Origin of the sequence: Streptomyces sp. XH2, assembly GCF_049725035.1 — a bacterium.
In the GTDB taxonomy this organism is placed as follows: domain Bacteria; phylum Actinomycetota; class Actinomycetes; order Streptomycetales; family Streptomycetaceae; genus Streptomyces; species Streptomyces roseoverticillatus.
Map to the genome: position 1 here is coordinate 324,048 of NZ_JBMMMZ010000008.1, position 15,678 is coordinate 339,725.

General features: G+C 70.8%; 12 protein-coding genes. 7 read left to right on the top strand and 5 right to left on the bottom strand.

The window, feature by feature from the left end; translation table 11 throughout:
• The first annotated feature begins 3 nt into the window (after window positions 1-3).
• Window positions 4-1,605 carry an alpha/beta fold hydrolase gene (locus ACOTKD_RS18745; RefSeq protein WP_424890104.1) on the top strand — a complete coding sequence of 534 codons (1,602 nt, stop codon included), beginning with the start codon at window positions 4-6 and terminating at the stop codon, window positions 1,603-1,605.
• A 174-nt stretch (window positions 1,606-1,779) separates the two neighbouring features.
• Here the strand turns inward: ACOTKD_RS18745 and ACOTKD_RS18750 are convergent, their stop codons facing one another.
• Entirely contained in the window at window positions 1,780-2,157 is a 378-nt protein-coding gene (locus tag ACOTKD_RS18750; RefSeq protein ID WP_054228059.1) for a VOC family protein, read from the bottom strand.
• A 374-nt stretch (window positions 2,158-2,531) separates the two neighbouring features.
• Here ACOTKD_RS18750 and ACOTKD_RS18755 point away from each other — a divergent pair, with 374 nt between their 5' ends.
• Both ACOTKD_RS18755 and ACOTKD_RS18760 read left to right on the top strand, forming a co-directional pair.
• Window positions 2,532-3,578 carry an LLM class flavin-dependent oxidoreductase gene (locus ACOTKD_RS18755; protein WP_424890105.1) on the top strand — a complete coding sequence of 349 codons (1,047 nt, stop codon included), beginning with the start codon at window positions 2,532-2,534 and terminating at the stop codon, window positions 3,576-3,578.
• Window positions 3,579-3,886: 308 nt separating this feature from the next.
• Window positions 3,887-5,221, top strand: a complete 1,335-nt coding sequence (locus ACOTKD_RS18760) for a wax ester/triacylglycerol synthase family O-acyltransferase (RefSeq protein WP_424890186.1) — start codon at window positions 3,887-3,889, stop codon at window positions 5,219-5,221.
• 207 nt (window positions 5,222-5,428) lie between these two features.
• On the opposite strand, the gene ACOTKD_RS18765 is transcribed toward ACOTKD_RS18760, so the two are convergent.
• Window positions 5,429-6,289, bottom strand: a complete 861-nt coding sequence (locus ACOTKD_RS18765; RefSeq protein ID WP_424890106.1) for a maleylpyruvate isomerase N-terminal domain-containing protein — start codon at window positions 6,287-6,289, stop codon at window positions 5,429-5,431.
• Window positions 6,290-6,908: 619 nt separating this feature from the next.
• Between ACOTKD_RS18765 and ACOTKD_RS18770 the strand changes: the two genes are divergently transcribed.
• The 3 genes from ACOTKD_RS18770 (at window position 6,909) to ftsH (ending at window position 10,568) form a co-directional block, all read left to right on the top strand.
• Window positions 6,909-7,907 carry a phospholipase gene (locus ACOTKD_RS18770; RefSeq protein ID WP_424890107.1) on the top strand — a complete coding sequence of 333 codons (999 nt, stop codon included), beginning with the start codon at window positions 6,909-6,911 and terminating at the stop codon, window positions 7,905-7,907.
• Window positions 7,908-8,382: 475 nt separating this feature from the next.
• On the top strand, window positions 8,383-8,634 hold the full coding sequence (locus ACOTKD_RS18775; protein WP_424890108.1) for a hypothetical protein: 252 nt from the start codon (window positions 8,383-8,385) through the stop codon (window positions 8,632-8,634).
• A gap of 131 nt (window positions 8,635-8,765) precedes the next feature.
• The gene (gene ftsH / locus ACOTKD_RS18780) at window positions 8,766-10,568 is read left to right on the top strand and encodes an ATP-dependent zinc metalloprotease FtsH (protein ID WP_424890109.1); all 1,803 of its coding nucleotides are present in this window, start codon (window positions 8,766-8,768) and stop codon (window positions 10,566-10,568) included.
• Window positions 10,569-10,703: 135 nt separating this feature from the next.
• On the opposite strand, the gene ACOTKD_RS18785 is transcribed toward ftsH, so the two are convergent.
• The 3 genes from ACOTKD_RS18785 to ACOTKD_RS18795 form a co-directional block, all read right to left on the bottom strand.
• The gene (locus tag ACOTKD_RS18785) at window positions 10,704-11,945 is read right to left on the bottom strand and encodes a cytochrome P450 (RefSeq protein WP_424890110.1); all 1,242 of its coding nucleotides are present in this window, start codon (window positions 11,943-11,945) and stop codon (window positions 10,704-10,706) included.
• A 26-nt stretch (window positions 11,946-11,971) separates the two neighbouring features.
• The gene (locus ACOTKD_RS18790; RefSeq protein ID WP_424890187.1) at window positions 11,972-13,183 is read right to left on the bottom strand and encodes a cytochrome P450; all 1,212 of its coding nucleotides are present in this window, start codon (window positions 13,181-13,183) and stop codon (window positions 11,972-11,974) included.
• 103 nt (window positions 13,184-13,286) lie between these two features.
• Window positions 13,287-13,859 (bottom strand): hypothetical protein, encoded by a 573-nt coding sequence (locus tag ACOTKD_RS18795; RefSeq protein WP_424890111.1) that lies wholly within the window; start codon window positions 13,857-13,859, stop codon window positions 13,287-13,289.
• Window positions 13,860-14,324: 465 nt separating this feature from the next.
• Between ACOTKD_RS18795 and ACOTKD_RS18800 the strand changes: the two genes are divergently transcribed.
• On the top strand, window positions 14,325-15,569 hold the full coding sequence (locus ACOTKD_RS18800; RefSeq protein WP_424890112.1) for a beta-ketoacyl-[acyl-carrier-protein] synthase family protein: 1,245 nt from the start codon (window positions 14,325-14,327) through the stop codon (window positions 15,567-15,569).
• The last annotated feature ends 109 nt before the right edge of the window (window positions 15,570-15,678 follow it).

The window sequence follows — 15,678 nt, forward strand, 5'->3', positions numbered from 1 at the left end:
CGGATGGCACTCGACCAGACAACGCCCCGTCGCCGCCGCACCGTGCGACGGCTCCGAGCCACGTCGGCCGGGCTGGCGATCGGGGCCTTCCTCACCAGCCTGCCGGCAACCCCCGCCCATGCCGGGCACGGCACCGGCGCCGGAGCGGCGCTCGGCACGGCCGCCCGCACGGTGGGCCGTGCCCGCTTCGTACCCGGCCCCTGCCCGAAGACGGCGGACCCCGTCCCCGCGCTCGAAGGGGCCCGCTGCGGAACGCTGACCGTGCCCGAGAACCGCGCCAGGCGCAACAGCCGGACGATCACCCTCGGGGTCGCCATCGTGCGGGCGGCCACGAGCAGGCCGAAACCCGACCCCGTCGTGTGGCTCGCCGGCGGTCCCGGCGACGACGCGGCCGGCGAGGCGCAGATGGCGATCGACGGCGGCCTGAACCGCGACCGGGACGTCATCTTCATGTCCCAGCGGGGGACGTACTCGGCCGACCCGGTGCTCACCTGCCCGAACATCGACGAGTTCAACGCCCGCGCGGTCGGCCTCGTCTACGACGCGCCGTCCACCGGGCGCCTGCACGTCAAGGCGACGCGCACGTGCCGCGAGCGGCTGGCGAGCCGCGGGGCCGACCTCAGCGCCTACAACGACACCGAGAGCGCCGCCGACTACGCGGACCTGCGCGTGGCGCTGGGCATCGACCGGTGGAACGTGTTCGGCATCTCCTACGGCACTCACCTGGCGCTCATCTACATGCGCCGGCACCCGCAGGGAATCCGGTCGGTCGGCATCGACGGCATCCTGCCGCCGTCCAAGGCGGGATCGGCACTGACCTGGAGCAGCGCCCGGCAGGGCTTCGACGGCCTGTTCAAGGCCTGCGCGGAGCAGCCCGCGTGCAACCGCCGCTATCCGCACCTGCCGGCGACCTTCGAGCGCCTCGTCCGTAGACTCGAAGCGCACCCGGTCACGACCACCGTCACGGTCCCCGGCAGATCGGCACCGGTGAAGGTCGTGCTGGACGGCGGCGCCCTGGTGAACTGGATGACCTCCGCCACCCACGTGGCGCCGGGCGTACCCCGCTCCCTCGACGAACTGGCCCACGGCAAACCGCAGCGGATCGCCGAGCAGTGGGCGGGCGGAAAGCTCAGCCCCCAGGCCTTCGGCAGGGTCGCCCACGGGCTCGCCTACGGCATCTTCTGCAGCGAGTGGGTGCCGTACGAGAGCCGGGCCGAAGCGATCCGGGGCGGGCAGGACGCGTTCCCGTCGTTCCCCCGCCCGGTACTGGCCCAGGCTCCGCAGCTCACCTTCCTCCGCCCGGACTGCGGCGTCTGGAACGTACCCGCGGCGCCGCGCTCGATCCGGAACGTCACGCGCAGCGACATCCCCACCCTCGCCCTGTCGGGCGGCTTCGACTCCCAGACCGGGGCGGCCAACGGGCCGTACGTCGCCCGTACGCTGAGCCGCGCCACCGTCGTCACGGTTCCCTACGAGCCCCACGTGGTGTTCGCCACGTCACGGTGCGCGCAGGAGATCACCGCCTCCTTCTTCGACCATCCGACCGCCCCGAGAACCGGATGCCTCACCGGCCTCAAGCCGCCCCGGTTCGAGACCGGACCGTAAAGACGGTCGTGGCGACAGTGCGGGCAACGGCGCCACCCGGAACCGCCCAGCCCGCGGCTGCCCCGGCCCCGGCCCTGGCACCTGGTCAGGGCCAGGGACAAGGCCAGGGCCAAGGCCTCCAGGCGCCCCCGAGAGAGAGGGGCGCGGGGCCCACCGATGAGCCCGGGAGGAGCGTCAGAGCGGCTTGATGCGGGCCTTGAGCAGGCAGAACTCATTGCCCTCGGGGTCGGCCAGGACATGCCACTGCTCGTCCCCGGTCTGGCCGATATCGGCCCGGCGGGCACCGAGCTTCAGGAGGCGTTCGAGTTCGGCGTCCTGGTCGCGGTCGGTGGGGTTGACGTCGATGTGCAGCCGGGACTTCCCCGGCTCCGGCTCGTCCCGGACGCTGAAGAAGATCGTGGGCTGCGGACCGCCGAACCCTTCCGGCGTCCCGATCTCCACGCAGCCCTCCTCGCGGCCGACCACGACGTAGCCCAGGACCTCGCACCAGAACTGCGCCAGCAGTTCGGGATCGCGGCAACCGAGCACAAGCTCACCGATACGACATGCCATGAAGACACCTGCTCCCAGTCGGCGGGCCACCGGGGCCACGCGCGCAGCTCATGGGCACCCAGCAGCGAAAACAACTCCGCGACCGTACCGGACGAGGCGTGCACGGGAAAGATCTTTTCCGTGCACGGGGAGCCCGGCCGGTCGTTCCGTTCGCAGGCCGAGGTGGACGACGGCAGTGACACCGCCGGGTGATCAACGGGATCCTGTTCCGGCAACGGCCGGGCCTGCACGGCGGGATCTGCCGTCCCGGTCCGGGAGGCGGAAGACAGTTCATGACCGGCAGCGCACGGGGGAGCATGTTCTCGGCCATGGAGGACAGCGAGCGGCAACTGAAGTAGGTTCGGTCACCTGCCCCGACGGCGAGGGGAGCCGCCATGCGGACCGGCATCGTCATGACAGCAGGGCCGGGTGTGGAGCACCTGGCCGCCCGCGCGGAGGAACTCGGTTTCGACAGTTTCTGGGTGTACGACACGCCGATGGTCCACGGCGATCCGTTCGTGAGTCTCGCACTGTGCGCCAAGTCCACCCACCGGATCAGGCTCGGTATCGGTGTCACCTCACCGGCGCTGCGCTCCGCGCCCGCCGCAGCAGCGGCCGTCAGCAGCCTCAACGCCCTCGCCCCCGGCCGCATCGTCTGCGGGGTGGGCACCGGCAACACGGCGCGCCGTTCGCTGGGCATGCGGCCTGTGAAGACGGCGGAGCTGGAGTCGTTCACGGCCGCCCTGCAGGATCTGACCGCGGGCCGGGAGTCGGACTACCGCGAGGGGAGCAGGTCCAGCAGGGTGCGGTTCCTGCATGCCGAGCCGTACGTCAACACCGGGGCTCCCGTGGAGTTCGTCGTGGCCGCGTCCGGCTTGAAGGCTGCCGCGGTCGCCGGCCGGCTCGGCGCGGGAGTGATCTCCTTCGCCATGCACGACCCCGCGGCCTGGTCCGCCCTCGGCCGGGCCCGGCAGGCAGCGGCACGGGACGCGGGCAGCGCCGGGAAGACCCGCTCCTATCTCATGTCTTCCCTGTACGTCCTCGCCGACGGCGAGGACCGCTACGGCGATCCCGTCAAGGACTCAATAGGGCACATCGCACTGAGCGCACTGATCCTCGGCGCGGAGAACCCCGCTTTCCGTGCGACCCTCCCTCCGCAAGAGGCCGCGGCGGTCGACCGCCTGCTCCAGTTGCGCGGCACCACCCCCACCGATCCCAGACTTCACCAGGCGCTCTACCGCAACTACCTGGGCCGGCTGTCCCCCGAGGACCGCGAGCTCATCGTGCCCTCCCTGATGGACACCTTCGGCCTGGTCGGCACCAGGAGCGAGATCACCGAACGGATCAACGCGCTGGAGAAGGCGGGGGTCGACGAACTGGTCATCCAGCCCGTTGTGGACCCGGAGACCGAAATGACGAAGCTCGCACAGATGCTGGCCTGACACTCGGCGAAGGACCACACGTTGGTGATGGTGTCGCGCCGCCACGGCCGGGTACGGGCCTAGGTCCGCGCCCCGGAGCCGAGGATGAGGAGGCGGGGGAAGAGCCCGCGGCTGCGTGAGGGCTGAAAAGCAGCGGGCGTGTGCGTGTTCTTAACGTTGTGTGATGTGGTCGCTCTTGACTGTAGTTGGCTCTCGGCGATTGACTTCAGTTCGCTTACGTTCAGCAGCGCAGTCCCGGGTCCCTGGCCCAGTCGGACGCGTGAGCGCACCCCTTCCCCTGTGACCTCGGAGACTCCGTGACTTGTGAAGTGGCTCCTGAACTACTTGCTCCGCTTGACCTTGCTTTCTGGAACATCGAGTCTTCCGGTCATCCCTTGCACATGGGTGGGCTCTTCGTCTTCGACGCCGACACCCCGAACGCCGCGCGGCGCGCCGCCGGGCTGCTCGTGGCCCGCGCCGCCCGGATACCGGGACTGAACACCCGTATCCGCCCCGTCCTGTTCCCCTTCGGCTCCGCTGCCCGCCGCGTGGACCCTGACTTCGATCCGTCGGACCACGTGCACCTCGCCGAGCCGGTGCGGGACTTCCACACAGCCGCCGGGGTCCTGATGCAGCAGCCTCTGGAGCGGGAGCGGCCGCCGTGGGCCGCGCACGTGCTGCCCGGCGCGGACGGTACGTCCTTCGCCGTCCTCTTCACCTTCCACCACGCCCACGCGGACGGCATGCGTGCGGCGTCGTACGTCCTGTCGCTCCTGGACCCCATCACCGTCGACGCAGTACCCGCCTCGTCCGATGCGCCCCGGCGGCGCGAGACGGGATCCGTGCTGCGCCTGCCTGATCCGCGTAAGCTGCCCGATCTGGTGCGCGGTGCCGTCACCGATGCCGGGCGGGCCGTGTCGATCAGTTCCGCGATGGCCCGCGCCGCCTGGGGCGTGCGTTCCTCGCCCGCCCTGACCTCTCGCGCCACCGGTTCTCGCCGTGCCGATGGTGCGGTCGTCGGTCTGCGTGAGGTGAACCGTATCCGCGAGGCCACGGGCGGCACCGTCAACGACATCCTCCTCGCTGTGGTCGCGGGTGGTCTGCGGCGGTGGCTCGACAAGCGCGGTGACGGCAGCGACGGCGTACAGCCCCGTGCTCTCGTCCCCGTGTCGCTGCGCGACCCGGCGGACCCGGGCGCGTCGGGTAACCGGCTCTCCGGCTACCTGGCCCGCCTCCCCGTCGACGAGCCCGAACCCCTTGCCCGCCTGCGTGCGGTGCGCGAGGTCATGGAGCGCAACAAGCAGGCCGGCCCCGCCGACGGCCCGGGCGCCGCGGCGCTGCTCGCCGACGCCATTCCGCCCCTCGGTCACCGCTTCGGCGGCGGCCTGATCGCCCGTTCGGGCCGCCTCTTCTACGACCTGCTCATCTCCAGCGTCCCGCTGCGCGGTGCCGACGGCCTGAGGCTCGCGGGCAGTCCCGTCCGCGAGGCCTACCCTCTCGCCCCGCTCGCGCCCGGGCAGGCCCTGGCGGTGGGGATCACCACGTACGAGGACCGCGTCTGCTACGGCCTGCTCGCCGACGCCGTCGCCGTGCCCGACCTGGACGTGCTCGCCCGGTCGATCGCGGAAGAGGCCGACGAGCTGGTCGCGGTCTGCGGGACCTGACCCCTTCCCGCTTCCGGCGCCGGCCGCTCCGCGCCTTCGGCCGGGGCGGCCGGTTCAGCGAGGGGTTCGGTCCTTCGTGATGGGCTCTGCGCACTTCCGCTTGCCGGAAGCCGGCGTGGTCCGGGCGCCCCGGCCGGGGAACCGGGCCCCTCCAACGGCAACTTCCGTGCCCCGGCCCGGGCAAGTGCGGCAGACCCGCCCCTCGGGTCAGGGAGTGGCGATGAGCTCACTGAGCCGCACGGCGAGCCACGGCCTGCGACCGCCGGCCCGCATCCGGCCGCGCGCGATCGCCTGCCGGATCGGCGTGCGCCGGAAGGCGACCAGCAGGAACGCGGTGGGCGTCGCCGTGATCCTGCAGTCGTAGGCGCGCGGCGGAGCGTCCCGGGTGACCGTCACCGTCCCGTCGTCGATGACGACCGCCAGCCGCGGACCGCCTTTGATTGCGAGGTCGAACGCGATGCTGACACCCTGCGCCTTCGCTGTGTTCAGGGCCGGCGGCATCATCGTCGGCATCGACTGCCCGAGCACCAGTCGCGCCTCGTCCGGGCCGATCCGCCACGGAAGGCCGGCGCCGCGCGCGATGTCCAGGCCGTGCACGAGGCTCTCACTGAGCATCAGGCCGGTCGCCGCCGCCAGCGTGAGCGTCAGCTCCTGCCCGTACCAGGGCGTGGCGAGAGGGGTGTCCGGGGCGAGACCCTCGGTGCACCGCAAGAACCTCTCGCCCCGCTCGGCGAGGAAGTCGCCCGGACGGGCGCGTTCGTCGCCGCTGAGGAGGCCGATGGACATGGCGTTCACAGCCGTGATCCGCTCGACGAACGGCCCGTCGCCCCGCGGTAGGACCTCGTCCCACTCCACGGATTCGTCGGCGGAGACGGCGGAGCAGTACGCGAGATACACGGCCGCGAGGTGCGCGCCGACGTCGCCCACCGTCCACACCGGGACACCGGAGGCCGCGTCCAGGTCGCGGACGTCGCGCAGCAGCCGAACCAGCCGCGGGATCGCGGCCCCTAACGCGGCGCGGGTCTTCTCGTGCTCGGCGACGGGATCGAATCTCGTGATGGTGCCCATGCCACCCCCCGTACCGCGGACGGGCTCGCACATTACCGTCGGGTACAGCGGTCGCGATAGCGCTCTGCACGATCGCGAAGTGCCCGTGGGGGCTGATCCCGGAGCCGAAGCCCACCCCCGGGCGGCCGGAGACGGTTCTTGACGAAGCGGCTGGAAGCGGAAATCAGGTGCACGGGGCCTGTCCGACGAGCCGCACAGAGGGCATTCAGCGGGTGCCGAGGGGAGATCGCGTGGGGCGTTTGAGCTCGTCGCGCGTGTACGCGAGGGTGTCCGACAGAGGTGTTTCCCACGGTGCGTGCCACCCTCGCGTTCTATCCGCGCGTTCCAGGCGGCTCACCTCTGCCCTGGTCATCGCCCGTTTTCGCGTTCCAGCGTCCCGAAGTGCCGGGATTTCCTTGCGGCGGGGACGGATCTCCTTGCAGGCTCGGGTCGTTCGGGCGCCGCGTGCACCGAGCTGGAGAGCGGGCCGGAGACCGGGGCGCGCCGGTGTGTGTCCGCATCCTCACCTCAGTGAGGCCGGACTGCAGTCGGGGATTGCGGTCGGCCGTGGCCGGGGCGGTGTCGCTCCGGGAGCTGCTCCGGGAGACAACTGTCCGTTTTGAGGACACCAACATAAGGAGTGCCTGTCTTGATCACTCATCTTCGACGTGGTGCCGGCCCGCGGAGGGTGGTGGCGCTGATGGCGGCGGTGTGCGGGATCATCGGTGCCGCTGCGTTCGGTGCGGCCCCGGCGGTGGCAGCCGATCAGCGTCATGCGATCTACGCGATCGCGCACCGGGTCGACACGCTGGAGGGTGTGGATGCCGCGCTCAGTCATGGTGCCAACGGCATCGAGATCGACGTCTGCGCCTGGTGGAATCCGAACGAATGGCGCGCCTATCACGACTGTTCCTCGGCCGGTGAGAACCGGCGGGGGCCCAGCTTCGACAGCATGATCGACCGCATCGTCTCCCACGCCAGGGCAGGGCGCCGGCTGAGCCTGGTCTGGCTGGACATCAAGGATCCGAACTACTGCGGGGAAGCGCAGAACCGCGGGTGCAGCGTCGCCGGGCTGCGGGACAAGGCCCAGAGGCTGACGGCTGCCGGGATTCAGGTGCTCTACGGTTTCTACGAGTACCACGGTGGCAGCACTCCGGATGTCGGGGGCAGGGGCTGGAAGAGCCTGGAGGGCAGGCTCGGCGCGCTGGAGGGCATCACGACGACCGGCACCCGTGATCAGGCCCGGGACGCCTTCAACCGGTCCGGTTCCGGATTCCCGGCCGGCCGCCGGGCGATGGACTACGGCGACTCCGATATCACCAAGGGGTTCGGCAACTGCACGGAGGCCGCCCGCACTACGTGTGCGGAGCTGAAGAAGGGCGCCGCGGACCGGGCTGCCGGCCGGCTCGCGGCCACGCTGTCCTGGACGACCACCTACAACGACCCGTGGTACGTCGACAAACTGCTGGGCGATGCGCGCGTGGACGGCATCATCGCGGGCTACGGCGCTTTCACCGGAGTCCGTGAGTACGACAACAGCTGGCAGTGCGCCAATGCCGTCAACCTCATCCGTGACTGGGTGAACCGCCACAGCGGCACCCACCGCATGGCCACCAGCGGCGACCGCCTGTTCAAGTAGCGGGGGCCCTCGGGCCGGGGCCGTCGCCCCGGCCCCATGGGATCCCCCGTGACCGTCGGCAGGAACCCCGGCCGACGGCTTTCCCCAGGGGACAACGGCCTGGACATTCGTGAGACACCGTTCGCGCAGGGCCGCCGGGCAGGACCAGGCGCAGTGCGGCTCGGTCCGTACAGGCGTGACAGCGGGACAGGCGGGACAGGCGGGATGCGGCCTGTGGGCCGACAGCCTTCGACCAGGCCGTGCGGATCTTCGGGGGCCGCGAAGGCCGTGACGTTCCTCGCCGTGAAAGGGCAGACCCTCCGCGTCAACGGGGAGGGGATGGTCTGACGGCCGCCGTGCGGAGCCGGGCCGGTGCCGGCGGCCTTTGACTGGCACGCACGGCCGACTGCTCCGATCGTGGAAGGGGATGCCCCTGGTGCGGGGTCTGCCCCTCGCTGCCAGGGCCGGACGGCGGACCTCCGGGGAGGCGAGTCCGATGCAGGTCAAGTACGCGATGAGCCCGTGGCCGGCCGACGTGTCGCCCGAGGCCGCAGTGGAGGAGACGGCGCGGCGGAGGACTGGTGCCGGAGTGGCACCACTCCTGGTGGTGGACGGTGACGATGCGATCGGCATGGTCACCGACCGTGACCTGGTGGTCCGCGCCATGGCCCGCGGGTTCCCTTCCCGGCTGAAGGCCGAGGGGGCCGGGTCGGTCGGCCCGCCCGTCGTGGAGGCCGCACGCTGGTGATCACCCGAGCACGGCTGTCCCGCAGCCATCGCATGCCGCCGGCCCAGCCGGGCCCACCGGGCGAACCCCCGCCGGCGCCGCCTACGCCCTCGTCGCCGTCCCCGCCTCCGTGGCAGCGGTGGCTGCTGCCCTTGGCACTGCTGGGCTTCTTCCTGGTGCTGATACTGGCCCGCGGTATGTCGGGGTCTGTCCCGCCCCGGCTCTCCTACAGCGACTTCGTCGGCAAGGTGGATGCCGGCCAGGTACGGACGGTGGACATCGGGGACAAGGGGACCGTCGAGGGCACGCTCGACAACGGGAAGAAGTTCACCACCCAGCTTCCTACGGCCTTGGGCGACGGCGGGCTCGAACGGCGGCTGCAGGCACACCACGTGGTGATCTCTGCGACGCGCAGCAGCGGTGGCGGCAGCGTCTGGACGTCCCTGCTCGTGGGCGTTCTGCCCTTCGTCCTCCTGATGGGGTTCCTGCTGTGGAGCCTGCGCAGGACGGCAGGCTCTCTCACCGGCGGCATCAGCGCCATCGGCCGGTCACGAGCGAAGATCATCGAAGCCGAGCGGCCCACCACGCGCTTCGGCGACATCGCCGGCTACGACGGCGTCAAGCAGGAGATCAGCGAAGTGGTGGACTTCCTGCGCAACCCCGGCCGCTACGCCGCCGCCGGGGCCAAGGGACCGCGCGGCGTCATCATGGTCGGTCCCCCCGGCACCGGAAAGACGCTCTTCGCCCGAGCGGTGGCGGGCGAGGCGGACGTGCCCTTCCTGTCGGTGACCGGCTCGGCCTTCGTCGAGATGTTCGTCGGGGTCGGCGCCTCCCGCGTGCGCGACCTCTTCGAAGAAGCCCGCAGAAGGGCACCGTCGATCATCTTCATCGACGAGATCGACGCGGTCGGCGGGCGCCGCGGCGGGGGAACCCGGCTCGGCGGCAACGACGAGCGGGAACAGACCCTCAACCAGCTCCTCGCCGAGATGGACGGCTTCGATCAGAGCAGCGGCATCGTCGTCCTGGCGGCCACCAACCGTCCCGACGCCCTCGATCCCGCCCTGCTGCGTCCTGGTCGTTTCGACCGGCAGGTGACCGTCCCCCTGCCCAACCAGAACGAACGCGCGGCGATCCTCGAGGTGCACGCCCGCGACAAGACGCTCGCACAGGACGTCGACCTCGATGCCACGGCCCGCGCGACCCCCGGGTTCTCCGGCGCGGACCTGGCCAACCTCGTCAACGAGGCGGCCATCAACGCCGTACGCGCCGGCCGTTCCACCATCACGGCCGGTGACCTCGGCAGCGCGCGGGACCGGGTGCTGCTGGGCCGCCGCGAGACGTCCAACGCGCTGCTCCCCGAAGAACGGCACGCCGTGGCCGTCCACGAGTCCGGGCACGCCCTTGTCGCCGCCCTGTGCGAACACGCCGACCCGGTGGCCAAGGTGACCATCCTGCCCGCCGGTGTGACGCTGGGCGTCACCGAGCAGTTGCCCGAGGCCGAGCGGCATCTGTACAGCGAGGGATACCTCACGGACCTCCTGACCGTCCGGCTCGGTGGGCGGGCCGCGGAACTGGTCGTTTTCGGGGAGGGGTCGACGGGAGCGGCCGATGACCTGACCGGTGCCACCCGGATCGCCACCCGCATGGTCAGGGAGTTCGGTCTGTCCCAGGCGCTCGGCCCCGTCGGCTACGCATCGGGCGCACCACAGTTCTCCGGCGAATCCGCGCCGGAGGAGCTCGCTGGACGGCCCTACTCGGAACAGACGCAGCGGATCATCGACGAGGAGGTCGCCCGGCTCGTGCGGCGCTCCGAGGAGCGGGCGCTGGCCCTGCTGCGTGACCACCGGAACGCCCTGGACCGGCTCGCCGCGCTCCTCGTCACGCAGGAGACGGTCGACGGCTCGGTGGTGCTGGACGTGCTCCGCGCCGAGGCCCACCCTCAGGAAGGCCGTTGACCCGGTAGGAGCACTGCGCGTGCCCGGTGCCCAAGGACGCGGCCGCCGGGACCGCCGAACCCGCCGGGCCGCCGCAGCACGGAGAGAGTTCCCGCCGGCCGGACTCGATCGCCTCCCTTCCCGGTGCCCTGGCGCTCAGTGACGTGGCACGAGGTGCACCGGAACGGATCGGTAGCACCGGTCGATCAGCGAGCCCCGGCGGCTCAACTCGGAAAGCGGCACTGCTGGTCGGAGCCGGGGAAACCGGCGGAACAGCGATCTCAGCGCGACAGCGGCCACCAGCCGGGCCAGGTGGGAGCCGGGGCAGTAGTGCCGGCCGTTACCGAAGGCGAGGTGGGAGTGGCGCCGGTGCTCCGGGCGGAGGGCGTCGGGGCAGGCGTATGCCGACGGGTCGCGGTTGGCGGCGGCGAGTGAGATCAGCACAGGAGTACCCTGCGGGATCGTCGTGCCGCCCATCGTCACCTCCTCCAGAGCGAATCGCCAGGCGGCGAAGGGGAACGGGCTGGTGAGACGCAGGAGTTCCGCGATGAGGGCGTGTGTCTGCCGGGGAGTCCGCAGCATGGCTTGATGCCGCGGGGAGTTCATGAGCTCCACGGCGCCGGAGGCGAGGAAAGCGGTGGTGGAGGTGATGCCGCCGGAGAAGACGCCCCACGCGGTGGAGACGAGTTCCTGCCGGGACAACGCGCCGTTCTCCTCGGCTCTGATGAGCTGCGAGAGCAGGTCCTGCCGAGGCGTGCGACGCCTTCGTCCGATGATGCGGGCCCAGAGCCTGGTCAGGGCGATGCGGTCGCGCCGGACCTCACACAGTTCGGGGTCGCGTCCGCTCACCATGGCGAGGGTGAGAGCCGTCAGTTCGGCGATGTCTTCGGTAGGGATACCCATGAGCTGCGCCGTCACGTGAACGGTCAGCGGTCTGGCGAAATGCGCTACGAGTTCCGGAGTGTCGTGCCGTGCCATCCGGGTGAGGACAGCGTCACAGGCACCATCGATCATGTGGTGCTGGTGTGCCGCCGTGGTGCGGGTGAAGAGCGGGGCGAGGACGTTGCGCAGGCGCTGGTGCTCGGCGCCGTCGCTGTTGAGCGGGTGGCGTCCTTCCACGGCGAAGATGTCGTCGGGACAGCGGCGGCCGCCGAAGCCGTGTTCCCGGTGGTGGAGGCGGCGGATGTCGTGGACGAACACGGGGTCGGTGAGAGCGTGGCGTGCCTCGTCATGGCCGGTGACCAGACTGATGTGGTGTCCAGTGGGGGCGATGACCTGCTGAACGGGGTCGTGGCGGTGCGGGGGACGTTGGGCCGGGTGCGGATCCCAGCCGGTGGCGCGGGGTGTTGCCAGCAGGTGCGGGGGCGGGTCCGCGCCTGCGCGGGCGGGCCGTTTCACGGCGGGGGGCCTTTCCGGGAGTGCGGTCAGTGGAGCAGGGGGGTGACGGGCAGGGCGTGCAGGCCGCGAATGGCGGCGGTGATGTTCTTGTGCCGCGGTGTGTCGGTGGCCGCTTCCAGATGACGGGTCCGGGTGAGCAGGCGGCTGAGGGCGATGTCCGCTTCGAGCCGGGCCAGGGGTGCTCCCAGGCAGTAGTGGATGCCCGCGCCGAAGGACATGTGGGGGTTGGGGGTGCGGCCGAGGTCGAGACGGTCCGGATGCCTAAGGACTCGGGGGTCGTGGTTGGCCGATCCCAGGAGCAGGGCCACCGGGGTCCCCGCCTGCAATCGGGTGCCCGCGATGACGGCCTCGGAGGTGACTGTGCGAAAGGTGATCTGGATGGGCGAGTCGTAGCGCGCGAGTTCATTGACCGCAGCCGGCGTGAGCGTGCCCCGCTGTGCGAACCGGCGGGCCTGGTCGAGCGCACCGGGGTGCGTGAGAAGGGCCAGGAGCCCGTTGCCGATGAGGTTGGCGGTGGTCTCGTAGCCGGCCATGATCAGAAGCGCGCACAGAGGGATGAGGTCCCGGGAGGTCACGGAGCCTTCCGCGTCCGCGAGGGCGATCAACTCGCTGAGCAGGTCGGGGCCGGGGGAGTGGCGCTTGCGGGAGATCTGGTCACGGAGGTAGGCGATGAATCCGGCCGTGGCGTGACGCGCTCGGGCCATGTCGCCGGCGCTGATGGTGAACGGCGGGTCCAGCAGCCGCCCGATGGGCGGTGTCTGCTCACGGATCCACGCGTGGTCCTCTTCCGGCAGGCCGAAGATGTCGCAGATCACACGGAGCGAGACAGGGTAGGCGAAATCTGCGAGCAGGTCTGTCACCGCGGCATGGGCCAGAGCTCCGTCGAGTACGGCATCGGCGATCCGGGCGGTGTGTGCTCCGAGGGCCTGTATGGCCTTTGGTGTGAAGGCGTGTGCGGCCAGGCGGCGCAGGGGACCGTGCCGCGGAGGGTCGAGCCCCAGGAAGGAGAAGACGCGATTCGGCGAGGTGGCGTCCCCGTGGCCCAGCCGCGGGTCGCGCAGCGCGGCCGATACAGCGGCATGGCGAGTGATCACTGCCATGCCGTACGGCCCCCCGCAGACTGCCGCCCGTTCCCGGGCGTGTGCGTAACGCGTGTAGGGGTCGTCGTTGAGGGACGGGTCGAAGGGGTCGAAGTAGGGGAGGAGTTCGGTGCCGGGCGGATCGGCGGCCTGCGCCATGCGTTCCACGTGTTGTCCGGTCCTCCCGCATGAGCAGCGGGCGAAGGGGATGCTCGTGACGGCGGCCCCCTGATGCTGCCGCCGCCCTGCCGGGACGTCCGGATCAGATGCTGGAGAAGGTCACCACCGTGTCCTGGGATTTCGATGTCTCCCCGGATGCTGTTCCACAGCCGGAGCCGATGGAGAGACCGGCGATGGAGGCCTTGTACCCCGGGAATTTCGTGCTGCCGGCATCCGTGACACCGCTGATGGTGAGCACACTCGCGCCTTTGAGGCTGCGTTCTTCGAACGTGGTGTAGGTGCCGGTGGTGGACGTCCCGTCGCTCCAGTTCACCGTCCCGGTGTAGGAGGCCCGGGTCATGTCACCAGTGCATCTGTCGGCGGGGATGGTGACGCTGAAAGTCGTGGTGCCGCTGGCGAGGAGTGAACCCACGAGGTCGAGGCAGTTGATCGTTCCCTTGCCGGTGAAGGTGACGGTCTCCGGTTCGTTGTTGTTGTCGCCGGGGTCGAGAGGAGCGCTGCTCACGTCCGTCGATCTGGAGGCGCAGGCCGCGATCACGGTAGCGGCGGAAGCGGGCTGGGCTGCCGCCACCGGGCCTGCGACGAGCAGAGCGGCCATGCAGGCGGCGCACGCCGGGCGGGAGCGGTGGAGAGGCCTACGCAGGGTGGAGCGCACGGATCCTCCTTGTCTGGGAGCGGCTGGACACCGGGCGGGGTGACCCGGCCGGGCGTCCGGTGTGAAATCCGAAAGCCTTATTGCTGCGGGATTTGAAGGTGCTCACGGCCGTGAATTGCCTTCACAGAGGGAAGGCGACGTGCTCTTGCGGCGATGCAGGCTGATCAATACCCCGGCCTTCGCACGGTTAACCCGGACTTCTTCTGACGCTGCGTCTGATACGTGGCCGTACTTGCGAGGCTGAGGTGGCGATAGCGCGATGGAGCGCATTGGCGGGAAAATCGGGTCGCCGGAGATCCTGCTGAATCCGCCCTGTGCGGTCGATGGAACAAAGGACCGGCTTTTCCGCATGCGGAGGGGGCGTTTTCACAGGTGGAGAGCTGGGGACGATTGCGCTTGCTCACACGGGGGCCGGCTGATGGAGAAGGTGCGCCGGGTGCCGGACCGGCAGGGGAGGGAGCGGCCGTGACGCGACGGGGCAGACGTGAAGTTGCGGTGACCGGGTTGGGAGCGACGACTCCGTTGGGAGGGAGTGCGGTCACCACGTGGGCCGGGCTGCTGGCGGGCCGGTCGGGGGTGGCTGCCCTTCGGGAGGACTGGGCCGCTGCGTTGCCGGTGCGGATCGCCGCACGGGTCGCGGTCGAGCCGGGTGAGGTGCTGTCCCGGTCCGAGGCCCGTCGGCTGGACCGCGCCGGTCAGCTCGCGCTGATCGCCGCGCGTGAGGCGTGGGCCGATGCGCGCGCCCCCGAGGTGGACCCCTACCGCCTGGGGGTCTCGGTGGCCACCGGCATGGGCGGAGTCACCACCCTGCTGTCGGCGTACGACGTACTGCGCGAGCACGGGCCGCGCAAGGTGTCCCCCTTCGCCGTGCCCATGTTGATGCCCAATGGACCGGCCGCGGCGCTCGGCATCGAGTTCGGGGCCCGGGCGGGTACCCACGCGCCGGCAGCGGCCTGTGCGTCAGGAGCCGAAGCCCTGGTCCAGGGGTTCGAAATGATCCGCAGGGGCCGGGCCGACGTCGTGATCGCCGGTGGCGCGGAAGCGGCGGTGCACCCGCTGCCGCTCGCCGCCTTCTCCAACATGAGGGCGTTGTCACGGCGCAACGACGCCCCGGAAAGCGCCTCACGCCCGTACGACCGGCAGCGGGACGGGTTCGTGATGGGGGAGGGTGCCGGCGTCCTGGTGCTGGAGTCCACCGAGCACGCCTCCGCGCGCGGCAGGGCCCCGTATGCGCACCTGGCAGGAGTGGGCCTGTCGAGCGACGCCCACCATGTGGCCGAGCCCGCGGCGGACGGGAGCCCGCTGGCCCGGGCCGTCACCGACGCCCTCGACTGCGCGGGGCTCAGCCCCTGCGAGATCCGCCACCTCAACGCTCACGCAAGCTCGACCGTAAAAGGGGACCTTGCCGAACTGGAAGCGATGAAGAAGGCGCTGGGATCCACTGCCGGCGACGTGGCCATCACCGCGACCAAGTCGATGACAGGACACCTCCTGGGTGCCGCTGGTGCGGTCGAAGCCATCGCCACGGTCCTCGCCCTGCATCATCGTGCGGCGCCGTACACGCTCAACGTCGACGCCCTCGACGAACGCGTCGATCTCGATGTCGTACGGGACGCCGCACGGCCCCTGCCCCGCGGGCCGGTCGCCGCACTGAGCAGCTCCGTCGGCTTCGGAGGCCACAACAGTGTCCTTGCCTTCTGCGCCGTCTGACGTCCGGGAACGACTGCTGCGAGGGTTGTTCTCCTCCGCCGGCAGGGCTGATCCGTACCCCTGGTACGCGAGGCTCCGGAACGGCCCTTCTGTATGGCGCAGCAACTCG